The organism is Spirosoma flavum (genome assembly GCF_042686045.1).
Lineage (GTDB): Bacteria > Bacteroidota > Bacteroidia > Cytophagales > Spirosomataceae > Spirosoma > Spirosoma flavum.
The window spans coordinates 227,689-244,207 of record NZ_JBHUOM010000001.1 but is presented as its reverse complement, the minus strand read 5'-3'; the positions used below and the strand labels follow the sequence as shown (position 1 = coordinate 244,207).

The window sequence follows — 16,519 nt, the reverse complement described above, 5'->3', positions numbered from 1 at the left end:
CCCAAATAAACGCAGTCAAACCAATGGAATTTATTGCGATAAATAAAGACGAACTTACCTGGCACATAGCGGGTCGGGTCGATGATATTCCGGAAGATGGCGGGGCTTGTGCCCTGATTGACGGACGGCAGATTGCCATTTTCAACTTTGCGCGCCGGGGCGAATGGTATGCGACCGACAATGAATGTCCGCACCGACAGCAGATGGCACTTGGCCGGGGTATGATCGGCAGTCAGGGAGACGAGCCCAAAGTGGCTTGCCCATTCCACAAACGAACATTTTCGCTCAAAACCGGGCAATGTTTGAATGACGACGCCTATCAAATTAATACCTATCCAATTAAAGTAGACGCCGGGCTGGTTTACATCGGTTTGTAATTCTTCAGTTTGGGTTTTATTGCGTCGGTTTTTAACCCGGTGAAGAATTATGAATCAACTCGATCAACAGGTAGCCCGCCGGTTAACACGATTTTATGTAATGGCTCTCACCGTCATTGCGGTGTTATTACTAAGCGGGCTACTGTTTATCAGACATACCATTAGTACACACTACGATGACAGTCGGGTCGTAAATGTGGCTGGTCGGCAACGGATGCTGAGTCAGCGCCTGACTAAGCTTGCCCTGTTGCGAATTGAAGGGCTCGAAACTGCCGACTCGGTTTCGTTCGACTCGCTCTTACACTCTTGGAGTCGAAGCCATATTCAGTTGCGGAACGGTACGCTACGAATGGAAAAGGTTTATACTGTTCGAAAAAGCGGTCGGCTGGATAGTATGTTTACCCACATTGAGCCGGTATTTCAATCTATCTACAAAGGGTTTACCCGCATTGACAATCCTCAAACTACGCTTACTAAGAAAAAAGACGCGCTACGGATCATTTTGCGAGACGAGTTTTCGTTTTTACAGCAAATGAATGACATTGTCTTTCAGTTCGATACAGAAAGCTTTGGACGGGTAAAGCAGCTCGAACGTATTGAATGGATTTTAACAATTGCTACACTATTAACCTTATTGATTGAAGGATTATTCATTTTCCGACCGGTGGTCAATCACACCAAAAATGTAATTCGTCGGCTGGCCAGATCAGAGAAGGCGTTACAACTGGCTAATAACCATATGGAGATTACCAACCGAGAGTTAGAAGCCACCAATCAAAATCTGGCTGCATCTAATCACAAACTGGTCGATACACAGCGTGAGTTACTGCACACTACCGAAGAAAAATATCAATTGCAACTGGCCGAAGATACGGTACGGTCGGCAGCGCTGCTGGAAGGCCAGGAAGAGGAGCGTCGGCGGTTTGCCCGCGAACTTCACGATGGTATCGGTCAGATGTTGACCGGCCTGAAACTACACGCCGAAAAGCTAAAGTCGATGTCATTTGCGGATGAAAAACAACGGCTTCGATTTGCCGAGCTGTGCGACCTGATTGCCGACACGATTCAAACGACCCGGCAGGTTTCCTACAATCTTATGCCATCGACACTGAGCGACTTCGGCCTGGGCCCTACCCTGCACTTATTAGCCGATCAAACAAGCCGATCAACCGGTATTAAGGTTATCTTTACTGGCCCTCGTGAAGCCAAGCGATTAAGTCCGGCAATGGAGATTGGTTTGTACCGAATTGCCCAGGAAGCATTGCACAATGCGGTGAAATACGCCAATGCCCAAACGCTGACAATTAACTTGCAACAGAATGCGTACAAACTTCTGTTATCTATAGAAGACGATGGAAAAGGATTTGTAATGAACCCATCGCCTACCAACGAAAAACCGTTGTCAGTAGTTAACGGCCTCGACAATATGCGAACCCGAACCCGTTTGCTCAATGGTGAATTAACGATTACGTCGAAGTTAAAAAAAGGAACCAAGGTTCGTGTTAGTGTTAGTTTATCCGATAGTTCCCAATAATTATGTCGATACGAATTCTTGTTGCTGACGACCACTCTGTGGTACGAAAAGGGATTCGAATGTTGCTGGAAGACGAAGCTGATATACAAGTCGTGGGTGAAGCTGCCGACGGCGACGAAGCAATTGATTTGCTATCCAGCATTCAAACGGATGTTTTGTTGCTAGACATAACCATGCCCCGAATGTCGGGTATTGATGCTCTGAAAGTCATTTCACAGCAATACCCTGCTGTTCGGACGTTAATGTTCAGTATGCATAATAACCCGGAATACATTTTGAAAGCAGTGCAGTATGGTGCCGCCGGGTACCTCATGAAAGATACCAACCAGGAAGAAATATTGCGAGCCGTCCGAACGGTGGTTAATGGCGAATTATATTATCCACCCAATGCCTCTTCGGTGATTATCCGACATTTGATTTTAGTCAATAATTCTCAAAAGCCTGAACCCACAGCCGTTGGCCCGAAAGCCCCGTCTATATGGAATAAGATAACCACGCGGGAAGGTCAGATTCTGAGTTGCTTAATTGATGGCATGAGTAGTCCAGCCATAGCCGACCGATTTGGCATCAGCCCAAACACCGTAGCCAACCAGCGAGCGAGCATCATGCGCAAAGCGGGCGTCAAAAATACAGTTGACCTGATTCGGCTGGCGCTGGAAGAGAAAAGCTAGCGATGGCCGAAATTCGATTAGACCTTTATAATCACATTTTTTCGGTACATCCACCACAAAATTCCGAACCAGATTAGGACAAACGTCAACGCACCCGCCAGCGACGCATTTTTCGGGTCAGCAAAAGGCGGAGCAATGAACGTTCGATACAGATACTCCTTAGAGCTAATTTGGGTACCGTCGGGCTGGGTAACATGGATCAGATTCATCACACGCGGAATCAGCCCGGATAGAAAGAACACCGTGATAGCATTAACACCAAAGGCCACAAACGGCAACACGCCACGCCGGTAGTCATTCACGTCAATAAACCAATAACACAGGGCCAAGCCGAGCATCGCCAATCCACCCGCCAGTAAGACGTATGAACTGGTCCACAGCGCTTTATTAATCGGAAAGAATCCGTTCCAAATTAGTCCTAAAAGGGTAATGACACAGCCGCTGGCAAAAAGCCAGGCTACTTTCTCAGCCACTGGACGAGTATTTCTATTGCTCAGCCACGTTCCCGTTAAAATGCCGATTAATCCCGTAGCAATAGCGGGGAGGGTGCTCAATAATCCTTCTGGGTCCCAGACTTTGGCCGGTTTGTAAACGTGCGCTGGGGTCAGAATTGTCCGGTCGAACCAGGCCGCCAAGTTGGTTTCGGGTTCGAGGTTGGCAAATCCTACACCCGGCACCGGCACAAACGTCATGAGTAGCCAGTAGCCAACGAGCAGTCCGCAAACTATATAAACTTGCTGGCGTGAGGTTGTTTTCAAAAAAATGAGTGAACAGAACAGGTACACCAGCGCGATACGCTGTAAAACGCCCATAATGCGAACCGTCGTGATATCAAACTTTGGAAAGAAATTCAGGAAGAAGCCAAGCAAAAATAACGTCGCGCTCCGTCTGATAATCTTCCCAATTATCCCCTTTCCGTCCTGCTTTTTTCCATCCAGCGCAAACGTAATCGAGACGCCAACGATGAATAGGAAAAACGGGAAAATCAGATCGGTGGGTGTCCAGCCATTCCAGGGTGCGTGTTCGAGGGGTGCGTAAATATGGGCCCAATCGCCGGGGTTGTTGACTAAAACCATAGCCGCTACTGTGACACCACGAAAAAAGTCAAGCGAGAGTAGACGACCGGAATTAATTTCGGAACGGTGAGTACTGGCAGAACGTGTAGAAATGGCAGGTTGCATAAAAGCCGGGAAGGTTTCCCGAAGATACGATAAGTAGAGATACCAAATCAACTGAATACCTTCGCCAGTTTTTTCTCCAAACCTTTTTCTAACGTCAATAAACCTTCCGCATTCGACAGATAGGTTAACGCCCGATGATGGCGCAAATCGAACGGAATATCACCGACGGATTGCGTAATTGGAATCACAAGTTTACCAAGTGTATGTGCAACGCCCGTTTCGTAAAACACGTTGGGATTTCGATCCGTAAAATCAGTAATAACGGCTTTCGATGTAAAAATCAGATCAAATACATCCTGAATCAGAATGCTATTGTCCCAGATGTCGTCGGCCCGTTTGCAATCAATTCCAAGCCTGGCGCACACATTTCGGATAGCGGTGTAGGTCCCCGAAAATTTACTTTCAAAGGGCATCATTACCGACAGCACATTTGGTTCAACTGGTTTGGTCGGAATTCGAAATACGTCCGGGGCAAACGTGATAACCCGGTCGGGTATAACGGTTTGAACAGTAGAAATAAAGTCTGGCACTGCCCGAACAGAACGATTAAATGTTGTTTTTTTTGCCTCAACAAACCGTTCTATTTCATACAAATTGCTGCTACTCTCGCTAATCAGCCTGGACAAAACCTGTAGGCTATTTCCTTCATAGTCATCATCTTTAAAATCAAGACTGCGTAACAACCTGGGGTGATCTTCGATCAACTCCGTAGTATCTGTAAGGTAGGCTACTTTGATCCAATCCGATTTGGTAAAGTGATCCTGAATGAATTCGTGCAGCGCAAAAAGCCGCAGCATTTTCTGTTTATTTTGTCTGGTCATAGTTTCGATAAAGGGATCATATAATACAACTATTATATATTAATGCAATTATATTCAAATTATATATTACAATAACTAACCGAAGGAATATTTTAACGACATAAAAAAGCCATTTCATGAGAAATGGCTTTTTTATAGAATCAGAAAAATTGATAATAGTAACTTAAAACCGCCAGCGGACGAAGGCTTCCATGGCTTCGTATTCGGCTAGTCCGAGCCGGTTATAAAGGCCAGCCGTGGCGCGATTTCGCTCTTCGGCCCGTTGCCAAAACTCCCTCGAATCGGTACCCTGATAAACAACACCATCTTTCTGAGACTGGTGTTTGAAAATACCCAATCGTTTTTTCGTCACCTGATCGGGCGACATTGGAACGACCATCTCAATTTCATGAACGTCCCACTCGGCCCAGGCTCCACGGTAGAGCCATATCCAGCAATCTTTCATAAAGTCTTCATTCTTCAGGCGACGAATAGACTCCAGTACAGCATCTAAACAGACCTTGTGCGTACCATGCGGATCGGCTAGGTCGCCAGCCGCGTAGATTTGATGCGGCTTGATTTCTTCAATCAACGCCATTGTAATCAGAATATCTTCTTCACTCAGGGGTTTCTTCGCTACTGTTCCGGTCTCGTAAAAAGGCATATTCAGGAAGTGCGCATTCTCAACCGGGATACCAACAAACCGACAGGTGGATTTGGCTTCTCCCATTCGAATTAAGCCCTTCACGTAGCGAACTTCGGTAGTATCCATTTCGGAGTCTTTTTTCTCGCGTAATGACGCTGCCGCATCCTGAAAAATCCGGGTAGCTTCAGGACTATCAATGCCAAATTTCGAATTGAAATCCACGACGTAATCTGCAAAGCGAAGAGCCTCATCGTCTGCTACGGCAATGTTGCCAGACGTTTGATAGCCAATATGAACTTCATGGCCCTGATCGCGCAGGCGTTGGAAAGTCCCGCCCATCGAAATGATATCGTCGTCGGGGTGAGGGCTAAAAATCAAGCAACGTTTCTGCGCAGGTAAAGCACGTTCGGGCCGATTGGTATCGTCGGCGTTGGGTTTGCCACCCGGCCAACCCGTAATAGTATACTGGAGTTGATTGAAAACGTCGATGTTAATGTCATACGACTGACCATATTGGGCCAGTAAATCACTCATCCCGTTATCATTGTAATCGCGGTCGGTTAGTTTGAGAATCGGCTTACCAAGCGTCAATGACAGATGCGTGACGGCTTTTTTCTTCATTTTATTGTCCCACATAACCGAATCCACCAACCAGGGCGTTTTCATGCGGGTCAACTCCGAAGCAGCGGCTTCGTCGATTACAAACAGCGAGTTCCGGTGCGTTTGCAGATACGACGCCGGGTTTAATTCCGTTACCAATCCTTCTACCGCTCCCCGAATAACGGGGGCTTTACGCTCACCCCACGCCAGCAGTACCACACGTCGGGCACTCAAAATACTCGATACGCCCATTGTGATGGCTTTACGAGGTGTTTTGGGCAATCCACCAAAGTCTACCGAGGCCGCCGATCTTGTCGAGTTATCGAGCATCATAAGGCGGGTGTGCGAATTGATAAGAGAGCCCGGTTCGTTGAAACCGATGTGGCCATTCCCGCCAATACCTAACAACTGGAAATCCAGACCACCAGCGGCTTCAATGGTTGCTTCGTACTTCTTCGCAAATTCGCCAACTTCATCAGTCCGGACGGTACCATCAGGAACGTAATAATTTCCCGCCGGAATATCGACGTGATCAAACAACTGCTCCCGCATAAACCGCCAGTAACTCTGTAGCGAGTCGGCTTCCATTGGGTAGTATTCGTCCAGGTTAAACGAGACCACGTTGTGGAAACTCAAATTCTCCTCTCGGTGCATCCGGATTAATTCAGCGTATACCGTTTTGGGCGATGAGCCGGTTGCCAGACCCAGCACGCAGGGCTTCCCCTCGCTTTGCTTCTGACGAATCAGATCGGCAATTTCCTGAGCCACAGCCTGCGATGCCGCTTTTGCATCAGCATAGATGTGTGTCGGAATTTTTTCGTAGGTGATGGCCGATTGAATAGGACCACCCGTGAGTGATGTACCCGGAATTTGTCCGTCCGGGTTATTGAGTAATGGAGACTCCGTGATCATGATGTGCGGAGAAATGATGAGACTCCGCAAAGGTCGAAAAAAATCAGGTAGTTTTCAGCTACTTTAGGACCTGAAGCTAATATTTATAAAATTTTTTATTAATTCGCACCAACACGCTTGAGCTTCTTTACTGACGAGCCATCTGGTCAGCGATGGTTGCCGTTTCTAAGGATTGCAGACCATTCTGTTCATTAACAATTCGGTGCGTTCCAGGATATTGGATAGCATTAGTTTGATCACGAAACATCAACCGCAGCAACTCACCGTAGAGATGCTGTTTTTCGTCGCCGAAACCGAAGCGGAGTTCAATTTGCTGGTAAGCGTCAAACTCTTTATGCCGCCCGCGAAGGGGTTGGTCTTTACCGCTAATGGTCGCTGTTACATTAAGTTGTGCTCCCGGAAACAAGTCCATTAAGGCGCGGGTTGTTTCTTCATCGGCCACGCAACGCAGTATCATTCGAGTTGGCACCCATTCGAAAAGTGTAATATCTCCACGCTCAAACAACAGCCGCATTTCCTGACGGTCCATGCGCCCGGTTTGGGTAAAGCCGTGATAAAAATTGACTAGCTTTCTACCCGTTACGTCATCCCCATATTCAACAATAGCCTGCACCTGATCTTCAATGTCAGCATTATCAGACGAATCCACGGTGGGACGCTTAATTACTTGTGCGGCCTTCACCGTTCCTTTACCTAACCAGCCGGCAAACATATCGAAGAAGTGTACGCCATGCTCAATAAAAATTCCGCCCGATTTAGTTCGATCCCAGAACCAATGCTCAGGTGAAAGACCTTCATCACCCGCGTAATTCTCGAAATAACCATGCAGAAAGTCGCCAAGCAGATTCTTGTCGATCAGGTGCTTAACACGGGCAAACATGGGATTGTAGCGTTGCATCAGATTTGTGACCATGAGGAGTCCTTTTTCTTTCGCCAACGCCAGCATTTCGGCTCCCTGCTCAGAATTCATCGCTAATGGTTTCTCGCAAATGACGTGCTTTCCGGCATTCAGAGCTAGCATAGACTGCTCGTAATGTAGAAATGGAGGGGTGGCAATGTAGATAACATCCACATCGGGATGGTTGACCAATTCCTCAATACTGCCTAGTTGTTCAGCACCAAAACGTTTGGCCGTTCTACTGGCTTCCTCCCGTTTCGACCCGGCGATAGCGACTAATTTCGTATTCGGCGTTTGTAAAAACTGCTGAACGGCAAACAGCCCGAAGCCGCCCATACCAATAACACCAATGCCAATTTCCCGGTCTTTCGATGCGGTTGTTTCCATGCTATGCTGAGTTGTGTACAACTTATTTAACGGGTAGTAGAACGTTTGTGTTGTCGAAAGAAGCCTTTTCTACGACTTAAGGTCTGAAGATCATCAGTTTGTTCATATACTGCCAGCTATCTGATTTTATACCCACACACTTTTTCGGGATGCCAGTTAGTATCACACGTAGTAGTACGCTGCCTGATTATCAGGCTTTTTACGCTAAAATAAGCCAACCTTCTTCTCGTCTTTTGTCTTATCCTTTAACCTTCGAAGGCAAGCCCTGTTTCGCTCCTGTCTTCGCTCAGAAATCTACTACTATGCCCAATAGCGTAACCCAGATTCTTATCTCGGGCCCGGTGGGGTCCAAGCTAAACATTGCCGTATTGGGTGATGGCTTTGCCCAGACAGATCAAGCTGCCTATAACCAAAAAGTACAGGAGTTGCTGATAGATGGCGTGTTTGGTCATGATTATTTTTACGAAGACAAGCAAGCCTTCAACATCTTTCGAGTCAACCTGATTTCGAACCAATCGGGCGTTAGCACCCGACAATATAATGAACATGGAACCCCCGATGATGGATCGGACGATACGATTACCAGTACAACCCTAAAAGACACGGCGCTCAAATATATTTTCAGTGGTTCGTGGGCACACTGCTGGCTTGAAGGTACGGCTACTACCAGCGCTTTAGTACAGGCAGCGCTCAACACATGGGTACCGGATTACGACTTAGTGGTGGTCATTTTAAACGACCCTCGCTACGGCGGCTGTGGCGGAGGTGGTTTCCAGGTTATACCAATGGGCGTTGGATGGGAGGTACTTGCCCACGAATTTGGACATGGAACCGGCGGTCTCGCCGATGAATATTGTACGTCGAAGGTGTATGCTGGTGGTGAATCTGGTTCTGTTGACCTGACCACCAATACCAACCGGGCTACGTTGAAATGGAAGCGATTTGTCAATCCGACCACACCCATTCCAACTGGTACCGGCAACTGCTCCGACTACACCGCCGGACCCAAACCCGCTTCCTGGGACAATACGCAGGACGTGGGGCTTTTCGAAGGGGGTGGTACCTACGCTACCGGTATCTACCGGCCAGTCATTAATTGTCGGATGCGTAGCAACAGTCCCGAATTTTGCCCAGTCTGTTACACAGAGATGAAGACCAAAATGCATAACTATACGGGTCGAAATTTCCTGAACTGTTACAGCGGTGATTTCAACGGTGACGGCAAGAGCGACCTACTGGTGCACAACGATAACTCTATTATGATTTATCGGTCTAATGGTTCACAATTCGACGTCGTATTTAGTACAGTTGAGCGGGTGCCGGGTTCGTGGCAATTTAAACCCAACGACCAGTTTTACATCGGCGATTTTAACGGTGATGGCAAAGATGAAGTAGCCATATTTAACGGGGTTGACTGGTCAATGGAGTATTTGGGTTTGCTGGCTGACGATGGTCATAATGGCCTCAAATTAATTGCCCGTTATGACAATTCCATGCCCAACTGGGACTTCAAGAAAAACGATAAGTTTTATGTCTCAGACTTTAACGGCGACGGCAAAAAGGATCTTATTGTGTTTAATGGTGCTGACTGGTCTATACCTTACCTAGGCATGTTGCAGTCGTCGGGTACGGGCTTCAACGTTATACAACGCTATGACGCGAACTTGGCTAATTGGCAGATGACCAAAGGCGATAAATTTTACGTAGGTGATTTCGACGGAAACGGCAAAGACGATTTATACGTTTTTAACGGCGATAATTGGTCAATTCCTTACTTGTCAATGCTCCGTAGTAATGGCACATCCTATACGATGGTCCATCGCTACGATGCCAACTTAGCGGGTTGGCAGATGACTAAGGGCGACAAGTTCTACGTAGGCGACTTCAACGGCGACGGTAAGGCTGACATCTATGTTTCCAACGGGCAAAATTGGAACATAGCGTATCTGGCCATGATGGCGTCCAACGGAACATCGCTGACTATGGTCCGCCGGTATGACGGTAATGCGCCAGGCTGGCAAATGCGCAAAAATGACCAATATTTTGTCGGTGATATTAACGGCGATAATAAGGCGGACCTATTTGTGTACAATTACCAGGATTGGAGTAAAGAATATCTGGGCACGATGATTTCGAGCGGGAGCGATTTGGCTTGTAGCTGGCGAGAAGACTGGGTAGGCGAGTGGAACTTAGGTTCGGTTGATCGGTTCCTGGTGTGCAACTTCGAGGGGACAGTTGGCAAACGTGATTTGGTTGTTCACAACCAGAACTGGCTGGGCATGATTAAAGCCACGCCAACGTTGAGTTTACAGAAGCTTTATTACAAATGGATTCATAATTATCGTTACGGTAGAAACTGGTAAGACAAGGAGGTGTATGATGAGCAGAAAATCAATTAAAGGGATTTACAGTAAGCCAATGGACGCGTTTGCTACCCAGCCGGTAATCGAAAACAGGAAATTACCGACTATGGATAATGCATCCTCCCAAAATGCACAATGGCCCAAATTGGCTACACCCAATCAGATTCTGATGGATGATGCCAGGGACCAGCCGACGACCGGTAGAAAAGGAAATCAAATGGCTGCTTTTAAAGCTGCTGATGAGCCCTCTACTAATCCAGTGTATGCAGACCAAGTTCCGAAGGTAACCCGTAAACCTGCTAACGCTGGCTATATCGTGCTAAGAATGCGCGTTCAGAATGGCGTTCTGTCTGTGGTGGGATCGAAGCGGGTAGACAGCCAACTCGTAAACAATGACAGTATTGTTCAGGGTGGCCTTACCTACGAAGCTATACTGGAAAATACCCGCTTAACTATTGGCTCAGTTCCCGATTATGGCGAGCAACGCAGTTTTCCCCGACCGGGCGAACATGAACATCATATTACGGTGATGCCTAGTTTTGATTTCAACCTGAAGATGCCCAGCGATAAAATAACCATGCAAGATTTGCCACAGCTAAAGGTGTCGCTGTACCGGTTCAAAGAGCACGTGCCCGACCTCAAATTGGGTGTGCAGCCACTGAACGCACAGTTTGATAAAGAGGTCAGGGTTGTGGCCGAACTGAATGGAATCGAGCTGAGCCAACTCAAACCTGATGTACGGGAGTTAGTAGAAAAGGCGTTCAAAAAGCCGTGAATTACGTTGTCCGTTTTGGTAGTAGATGGTATAAATGCAGGGTTGCCTTATAGTCTTTATGGCTGTTTTGCAATCCTGTTTTGATTTGCACAAACCGTAATTCCATTCGTTCACCTTGCTCACTTCACCAACCCTTCCTTCACAACCTTACCTGTACTAAACGGTTAGGTTTTTGTTGCTGTGTAGTAATAACGAGGCAGGAAACTTCCGTGTAAACTTGAACCTACCTGCTGGTCAATTCCGGGAAATTGTCACGAACCGCGTCACTCACATAGATTGACTGTCAACTACCAACGATGACTTTCATTATGAAGTTGACATCCGATGGTCGGCAGACTATATACCTTAGTTTGACTTTAGCTATTCGAAATTGTTGATAGCCGTTTCAAGAATGGGTCAGATTAAGCAGTTAACAAGGCTGAACTAGTGCAGCAACCGCGTCCAGTAAACCATTGGTTTGGCTGTTTCAATAAGCTCGTTGCGGTCTAGCCAAACGAACGAACTTTGCAAGCTACTATCGCACTGATAACCGCGTTTCATCCAGAATACATCATGGGGTCGATAGTCTGTGGGACGAAGGGGATGGTCAACAGGGCGTTGCACAGCACAGAAACAAGCCATTTTATACTGACTAAACTGGCGGGCATGGGCTTCGCGCTCATCGAAAAAACGATTTCCCAAACCCAACCCCCGATAAGCAGGTAGCAGGATGCTCTCGCCAAAATAGAAAATTGATTCAAGATCATGGCCCGCTGCCAGAAAAGGAGCTTTTACCTCGTCGGTCTCGTCGCGAAGGGGCAAAGCAGTTGTCGCACCAACCATCCGGGCTCCATCGTAAACGGCAAATAACAGCGAGCGTTCAGAACGAGCGTATGTTTCCAGATAATTTTTTTCGTAGGCAATCGACCCTTCATATAAATAGGGGAAGTTGCGAAAGACCGCGATGCGCAACGCGGCCAAGTCGTCGAAAACAGTCCGAAATGCGGGTCCCGTCCCCCGCAGAAAGGTGAGTGACCAATAGTCTATAACGGCCAAAACGCTATTGATTACCCAGGACCAGCGATTCCCAGAGTGGCAAATTATAATATGTAGTGATACGGGTGATTTGCCCGTCCGCAACGTCGAGAAACGAACCGGCGGGCAGTACGTATGTCTGTCCGGTAGCCGCTGGCAAATCGCCGTCAGTTTTTTTATATACCCCATTCACAACGAATTCGCAGGCAACGCGGGTATCGGTTGGTTCCGTCATAATAATCACGTCGGTCAGGGTTTCGTCATAGCAGTCGTCCATGTGTTGAAGAAACTGGCTAAATATATCTTTACCAACACGAGAGGCACCCTGGTTACTGTCGTGGCGAACATCCGGGTGGAGCAAGCTGAGCATACCCGCCCAATCTTTACGGTTAAAAGCATCGTAGTAACGGGTAACGGTATCGAGAGAAGTCATAAGAGCGTTTTTGATACGAATTTAGTCAACAAAGATAAGGGATCGGGCAGAAGAAGAAGAGGCTGGAAATGGCCGGAAAATAAGGTTACGAAACACTAAACAAAGATCAAATTTCCATTGACAAGTGCCTTCTGATAATTCGTCTGGTCGAACTGGTAGAGGTAAGGCGATTTATACGCCCCACCCGTCCGACGTTCATTTAAGCGGGTCAGAATGCTCAGTCCTGTTATTTTCTTGTGAAAGTTACGAGCGTCCAGAGACCGTCCCAGCACGGTTTCGTAGAGTCGTTGCAAGTCAGGAATCGTAAATTTTTCGGGCATTAGATTCAGGCCAATCGGTTGCCAGTTCAGTTGCAGACGCAATGTTTGCAAGGCTACATCAATAATTTGGCGGTGGTCATAAAGCAGAGAAGGCAAGTCACCCACCTCACACCAAACACATTCGTCAGACAGAAAATCGGCGGTGGGCGTTACTTTTGTGTAATCAACTAAAGCATAGTACCCCATAGAAATTGTGCGATCAGGCCAGCTACCACCGAACGGCATAGGCATTTTCTGTCTTTGCCAGGTATCCTCGCGATCGTACCGAACAGCTTCACCAAATAGATGAAATTGTTGCAGAAACAGCTGGTTCAGGCCCGTTCGTTCATGCAGCACCCGCCCGGCTGCGGCATCTACCGACTCCTTTTTGTAAATAAATCCACCGGGCAAACACCATTCATTAGTCTCCTTCCAACGTAATAGCAAAACTTTCAGCCGGGTGTCGTGAAAACCAAAAATAACGCAATCAAGTGACAGACCGGGTACGCACTCCTCAGCTACGGTTTGGTAATAGGCGATTAATTGATCTGGGTAATTCATGCGGAAATATAAATTTTTCTACAGGTCATTATACAAGCTAATTATAAATTAGCCATGTTTGCTTTTAACTCCTCAACAGGATTAACAGGATTTTATTTGCATGAAAATATTGTTAATCCTGTAATTCTGTCAAGGCGCTACATTGCGTTACACTTTTCGATTCACTAAAATCCGTATCTTTCCTGATACAAACGCGATTCCTATTTCAATCCTTCTTCGGTTATGGCTTCTGTAAAATTGACCATTAACAACCAGCCGCATACAGTGGATGTTGATCCTGATATGCCACTATTGTGGGCCATCCGCGATGTGGTTGGTCTGACCGGTACTAAATTCGGCTGCGGCATTGCGCAGTGTGGGGCCTGTACGGTCCATTTAGATGGCAATCCTACCCGCTCATGCAGCGTTCCCGTCTCGGCAGTGGTCGGTCAAAAAATAACGACCATCGAGGGCCTTTCTAAAAACGCCGATCACCCAGTGCAGAAAGCCTGGGTGGAGCATCAGGTACCGCAGTGTGGTTATTGCCAATCCGGGCAAATCATGTCGGCGGTGGCTCTACTGAAGCAAACCCCCAAGCCCACCGACGACGACATTGATACTGCCATGCAGGGAAATATATGCCGTTGCGGTACGTATGGCCGTATTCGGCAGGCTATTCATACAGCATCAGCAGAAATGGCATCCAGTCCTAAAATGCCAAAAACAACACCTAAAATCGGTAAGCGATGAGCACAACTCCCACTTCTACTGGAACTGAAACCGGCACAAGCCGACGAAATTTCCTAAAAGCGGCAGGTCTGACCGGAGCCGCTTTTGCGCTTGGTTTTTCGTCAAACGACAGTCTCGCCAGCCCTGTACTGAATCTTAGTGCCCAGCCTGGAATGCCCCCGCCTGAATCGGTTGAACTCACACCCTATATACTCATCGAGAAATCGGGGCGAATCACGATCATGAATCCCCGCCCCGAAATTGGTCAGGGAACCTATCAATCTGTACCGGCACTCATTGCCGAGGAACTGGAAGTACCGTTAGACAAAGTCGTTATCCGGCAAACCGGGGGCGAAAGCAAATATGGTGGTATGTGGTCGCAGGCGGTAGGCGGCAGCGGCTCCATTCGGGGTGGCTACACGCAGATGCGCAAAGTAGGTGCGTCGGCCCGCGAGATGCTTATAAAAGCGGCCAGCAATCAATGGAGCGTTCCGGTAGAAGAATGTTTCGCCGAAAACGCCACGATTGTTCATAAGCCTACGGGTAGAAAATTGTCATACGGCCAGTTAGCTGAACCAGCCGCCAAACTTCCCGTTCCGAAAGAGCCTACGCTGAAAGATCCGAAACAGTTTACGATGCTGGGCAAATCGATGCCCCGGCTCGATATTCCGATGAAAGTGTCGGGTCAAGCAACGTTTGGTATTGATGCAAAGGTGCCCGGTATGGTTTATGCCTCCATAGAGCGGTGCCCCGTATTCGGTAGCAAGCTGGTCAGTTTCGACGCGGCTCAGTCGTTGAAAGTTAAAGGCGTTCGGCAAGCCGTAAAAGTGGAGCGCGTTATTGGCAAAAACCATTACGATGGTGTAGCCATTATCGCCGACAATTACTGGGCTGCCTTGCAAGGCCGGAAAGCACTCAAGGTGAAATGGGATCATCAGGGACATGACACATTCAATTCTGTTGACTTCGAAAAAAAACTCCGTGAGTTAGCCAAAACGGATGGTGTGGTGGGTCATAATGCAGGTGATTTTGACAAGACGTTTGCTGGTTCGTCGAACCAGCTTGACGCTTTTTACGAAACTCCCATCGTGAGCCATTCGACTATGGAGCCGATGAATGCGCTGGCGCATTACAAACCCGGCGCGTCCAAGCCGGGCGCATCCACACCAAGCGATAAAGTTGAGATTTGGGTCTCTTCGCAAGGTGGCGATTTGGTCAGAGACGAAGTGGCAAAAGTGCTTAAAGTGCCCGCCGATAATATAACCGTACACATTTTATTTAATGGTGGCGGTTTCGGTCGGCGGCTGGCACAGGATTTTGCTACCGAAGCAACATTGCTCTCAAAAGCCATTGGCAAACCCGTTAAAGTGGTCTGGACACGGGAAGACGACACCCAACTCGGTCCATTTCGGCCCATGACATTCTCTGCCATGCGCGGGGCGCTTTCTGCCGATGGGAAAATTATAGCCCTTCAGCACAAGGTCATTTCGCCGTCTATCGACGCGACGATGAACGAGACATACGACAAGACGAAGCCCGACAGTACCATGCTCGAAGCCACCAACGAGCAGAAATATGAAATTCCAAACCTTAACACACGCTATGTTAATGCCGACATTCACATTCCGCTTACCTACTGGCGGTCGGTGACGAGTTCGACTCTGGCATTTTCCCACGAATGCTTTATCGACGAAATGGCTCATAAAGCAGGACAAGATCCACTGGCATTTCGGCTGTCGATGATGACGAAAGACAGCGATGCAAAACGAGTGCTGATGAAGTTGAAAGAGGTTTCTGGCTGGGATAAGCCACTGCCTGCCGGTAAAGGGCGCGGTGTTGCCCAGTGGGAATTTTTCGCGGGCTTAGCCGGGCAAGTAGTGGAAGTGTCAAAGGACAAAGCTGGTGGCGTAAAGGTCGATAAGGTTTACTGCGTCATTGATCTTGGCACAGTCGTTAATCCAGATACGGTGAAAGCTCAGGTAGAAGGAGCTATCGCAATGGCCTTGACGGCCGCCACCAAAGACGGAATCACGTTCGAGAATGGTCAGGCGGTTCAGAAAAATTTTGATGCCAACCATATGCTGCGCATCAACGAAATGCCAGCGATTGAAGTCCACATCCTCGCCGAAGGCGGGCCAGTAATTAAGGGCGTTGGAGAGCCGGGTTTACCCCCTTTAGCACCCGCTTTAGCCAATGCTGTCTTTGCCGCAACGGGCAAACGCATCCGTCGGCTACCATTTGATTTGGAGAAAGTTTAGCCTAAGTTTTATGATGACTTCGGGGCTTGCTCGTGGAACTGTGTTATACTCTATATAGTGTAGATATCGTACATAGCCTAGTTCCGTGAGTAGGCCCTGAAA

General features: G+C 47.8%; 14 protein-coding genes. 7 read left to right on the top strand and 7 right to left on the bottom strand.

Annotated features, from left to right (window positions below):
- Positions 1-23: 23 nt before the first annotated feature.
- Genes nirD through ACFS25_RS00970 form a run of 3 tightly spaced genes read left to right on the top strand, consistent with a single transcriptional unit; the run spans position 24 to position 2,582 of the window.
- Positions 24-377 carry a nitrite reductase small subunit NirD gene (gene nirD / locus ACFS25_RS00980; protein WP_381496534.1) on the top strand — a complete coding sequence of 118 codons (354 nt, stop codon included), beginning with the start codon at positions 24-26 and terminating at the stop codon, positions 375-377.
- Positions 378-426: 49 nt separating this feature from the next.
- On the top strand, positions 427-1,911 hold the full coding sequence (locus ACFS25_RS00975; protein ID WP_381496533.1) for an ATP-binding protein: 1,485 nt from the start codon (positions 427-429) through the stop codon (positions 1,909-1,911).
- 2 nt (positions 1,912-1,913) lie between these two features.
- The gene (locus tag ACFS25_RS00970) at positions 1,914-2,582 is read left to right on the top strand and encodes a response regulator transcription factor (RefSeq protein ID WP_381496532.1); all 669 of its coding nucleotides are present in this window, start codon (positions 1,914-1,916) and stop codon (positions 2,580-2,582) included.
- A 17-nt stretch (positions 2,583-2,599) separates the two neighbouring features.
- Here ACFS25_RS00970 and ACFS25_RS00965 read toward each other — a convergent pair whose 3' ends face one another.
- The 4 genes from ACFS25_RS00965 to ACFS25_RS00950 form a co-directional block, all read right to left on the bottom strand.
- A complete protein-coding gene (locus ACFS25_RS00965; RefSeq protein WP_381496531.1) occupies positions 2,600-3,763 on the bottom strand; it encodes an acyltransferase family protein in 1,164 nt (387 codons plus the stop codon).
- Between the two features lie 47 nt (positions 3,764-3,810).
- Positions 3,811-4,584 carry a hypothetical protein gene (locus ACFS25_RS00960; RefSeq protein ID WP_381496530.1) on the bottom strand — a complete coding sequence of 258 codons (774 nt, stop codon included), beginning with the start codon at positions 4,582-4,584 and terminating at the stop codon, positions 3,811-3,813.
- Positions 4,585-4,747: 163 nt separating this feature from the next.
- Positions 4,748-6,721: a glucosamine-6-phosphate deaminase gene (nagB, locus tag ACFS25_RS00955; protein WP_381496529.1), complete on the bottom strand. Its 1,974-nt coding sequence runs from the start codon at positions 6,719-6,721 to the stop codon at positions 4,748-4,750.
- A gap of 127 nt (positions 6,722-6,848) precedes the next feature.
- A complete protein-coding gene (locus tag ACFS25_RS00950) occupies positions 6,849-8,006 on the bottom strand; it encodes a Gfo/Idh/MocA family protein (protein WP_381496528.1) in 1,158 nt (385 codons plus the stop codon).
- Positions 8,007-8,308: 302 nt separating this feature from the next.
- Between ACFS25_RS00950 and ACFS25_RS00945 the strand changes: the two genes are divergently transcribed.
- Together ACFS25_RS00945 and ACFS25_RS00940 are read left to right on the top strand one after the other, a co-directional pair.
- Positions 8,309-10,369: a M64 family metallopeptidase gene (locus ACFS25_RS00945; RefSeq protein WP_381496527.1), complete on the top strand. Its 2,061-nt coding sequence runs from the start codon at positions 8,309-8,311 to the stop codon at positions 10,367-10,369.
- 13 nt (positions 10,370-10,382) lie between these two features.
- On the top strand, positions 10,383-11,144 hold the full coding sequence (locus ACFS25_RS00940) for a hypothetical protein (RefSeq protein ID WP_381496526.1): 762 nt from the start codon (positions 10,383-10,385) through the stop codon (positions 11,142-11,144).
- 423 nt (positions 11,145-11,567) lie between these two features.
- On the opposite strand, the gene ACFS25_RS00935 is transcribed toward ACFS25_RS00940, so the two are convergent.
- The 3 genes from ACFS25_RS00935 to ACFS25_RS00925 form a co-directional block, all read right to left on the bottom strand.
- On the bottom strand, positions 11,568-12,179 hold the full coding sequence (locus ACFS25_RS00935; protein WP_381496525.1) for a GNAT family N-acetyltransferase: 612 nt from the start codon (positions 12,177-12,179) through the stop codon (positions 11,568-11,570).
- A 4-nt stretch (positions 12,180-12,183) separates the two neighbouring features.
- Entirely contained in the window at positions 12,184-12,591 is a 408-nt protein-coding gene (locus ACFS25_RS00930; RefSeq protein WP_381496524.1) for a ketosteroid isomerase-related protein, read from the bottom strand.
- A gap of 95 nt (positions 12,592-12,686) precedes the next feature.
- Positions 12,687-13,451 carry an NUDIX hydrolase gene (locus ACFS25_RS00925; protein WP_381496523.1) on the bottom strand — a complete coding sequence of 255 codons (765 nt, stop codon included), beginning with the start codon at positions 13,449-13,451 and terminating at the stop codon, positions 12,687-12,689.
- A gap of 222 nt (positions 13,452-13,673) precedes the next feature.
- Between ACFS25_RS00925 and ACFS25_RS00920 the strand changes: the two genes are divergently transcribed.
- Both ACFS25_RS00920 and ACFS25_RS00915 read left to right on the top strand, forming a co-directional pair.
- The gene (locus tag ACFS25_RS00920) at positions 13,674-14,180 is read left to right on the top strand and encodes a (2Fe-2S)-binding protein (RefSeq protein WP_381496522.1); all 507 of its coding nucleotides are present in this window, start codon (positions 13,674-13,676) and stop codon (positions 14,178-14,180) included.
- Positions 14,177-16,417 carry a xanthine dehydrogenase family protein molybdopterin-binding subunit gene (locus ACFS25_RS00915; RefSeq protein ID WP_381496521.1) on the top strand — a complete coding sequence of 747 codons (2,241 nt, stop codon included), beginning with the start codon at positions 14,177-14,179 and terminating at the stop codon, positions 16,415-16,417. Before ACFS25_RS00920 ends, ACFS25_RS00915 begins: the two co-directional genes overlap by 4 nt.
- The last annotated feature ends 102 nt before the right edge of the window (positions 16,418-16,519 follow it).

Bases quoted from the DNA above. Each gene is read 5' to 3' on its own strand.
- nirD (WP_381496534.1), top strand. From the start codon at position 24: ATGGAATTTATTGCGATAAATAAAGACGAACTTACCTGGCACATAGCG.
- ACFS25_RS00975 (WP_381496533.1), top strand. From the start codon at position 427: ATGAATCAACTCGATCAACAGGTAGCCCGCCGGTTAACACGATTTTAT.
- ACFS25_RS00970 (WP_381496532.1), top strand. From the start codon at position 1,914: ATGTCGATACGAATTCTTGTTGCTGACGACCACTCTGTGGTACGAAAA.
- ACFS25_RS00965 (WP_381496531.1), bottom strand. From the start codon at position 3,763: ATGCAACCTGCCATTTCTACACGTTCTGCCAGTACTCACCGTTCCGAA.
- ACFS25_RS00960 (WP_381496530.1), bottom strand. From the start codon at position 4,584: ATGACCAGACAAAATAAACAGAAAATGCTGCGGCTTTTTGCGCTGCAC.
- nagB (WP_381496529.1), bottom strand. From the start codon at position 6,721: ATGATCACGGAGTCTCCATTACTCAATAACCCGGACGGACAAATTCCG.
- ACFS25_RS00950 (WP_381496528.1), bottom strand. From the start codon at position 8,006: ATGGAAACAACCGCATCGAAAGACCGGGAAATTGGCATTGGTGTTATT.
- ACFS25_RS00945 (WP_381496527.1), top strand. From the start codon at position 8,309: ATGCCCAATAGCGTAACCCAGATTCTTATCTCGGGCCCGGTGGGGTCC.
- ACFS25_RS00940 (WP_381496526.1), top strand. From the start codon at position 10,383: ATGATGAGCAGAAAATCAATTAAAGGGATTTACAGTAAGCCAATGGAC.
- ACFS25_RS00930 (WP_381496524.1), bottom strand. From the start codon at position 12,591: ATGACTTCTCTCGATACCGTTACCCGTTACTACGATGCTTTTAACCGT.
- ACFS25_RS00925 (WP_381496523.1), bottom strand. From the start codon at position 13,451: ATGAATTACCCAGATCAATTAATCGCCTATTACCAAACCGTAGCTGAG.
- ACFS25_RS00920 (WP_381496522.1), top strand. From the start codon at position 13,674: ATGGCTTCTGTAAAATTGACCATTAACAACCAGCCGCATACAGTGGAT.
- ACFS25_RS00915 (WP_381496521.1), top strand. From the start codon at position 14,177: ATGAGCACAACTCCCACTTCTACTGGAACTGAAACCGGCACAAGCCGA.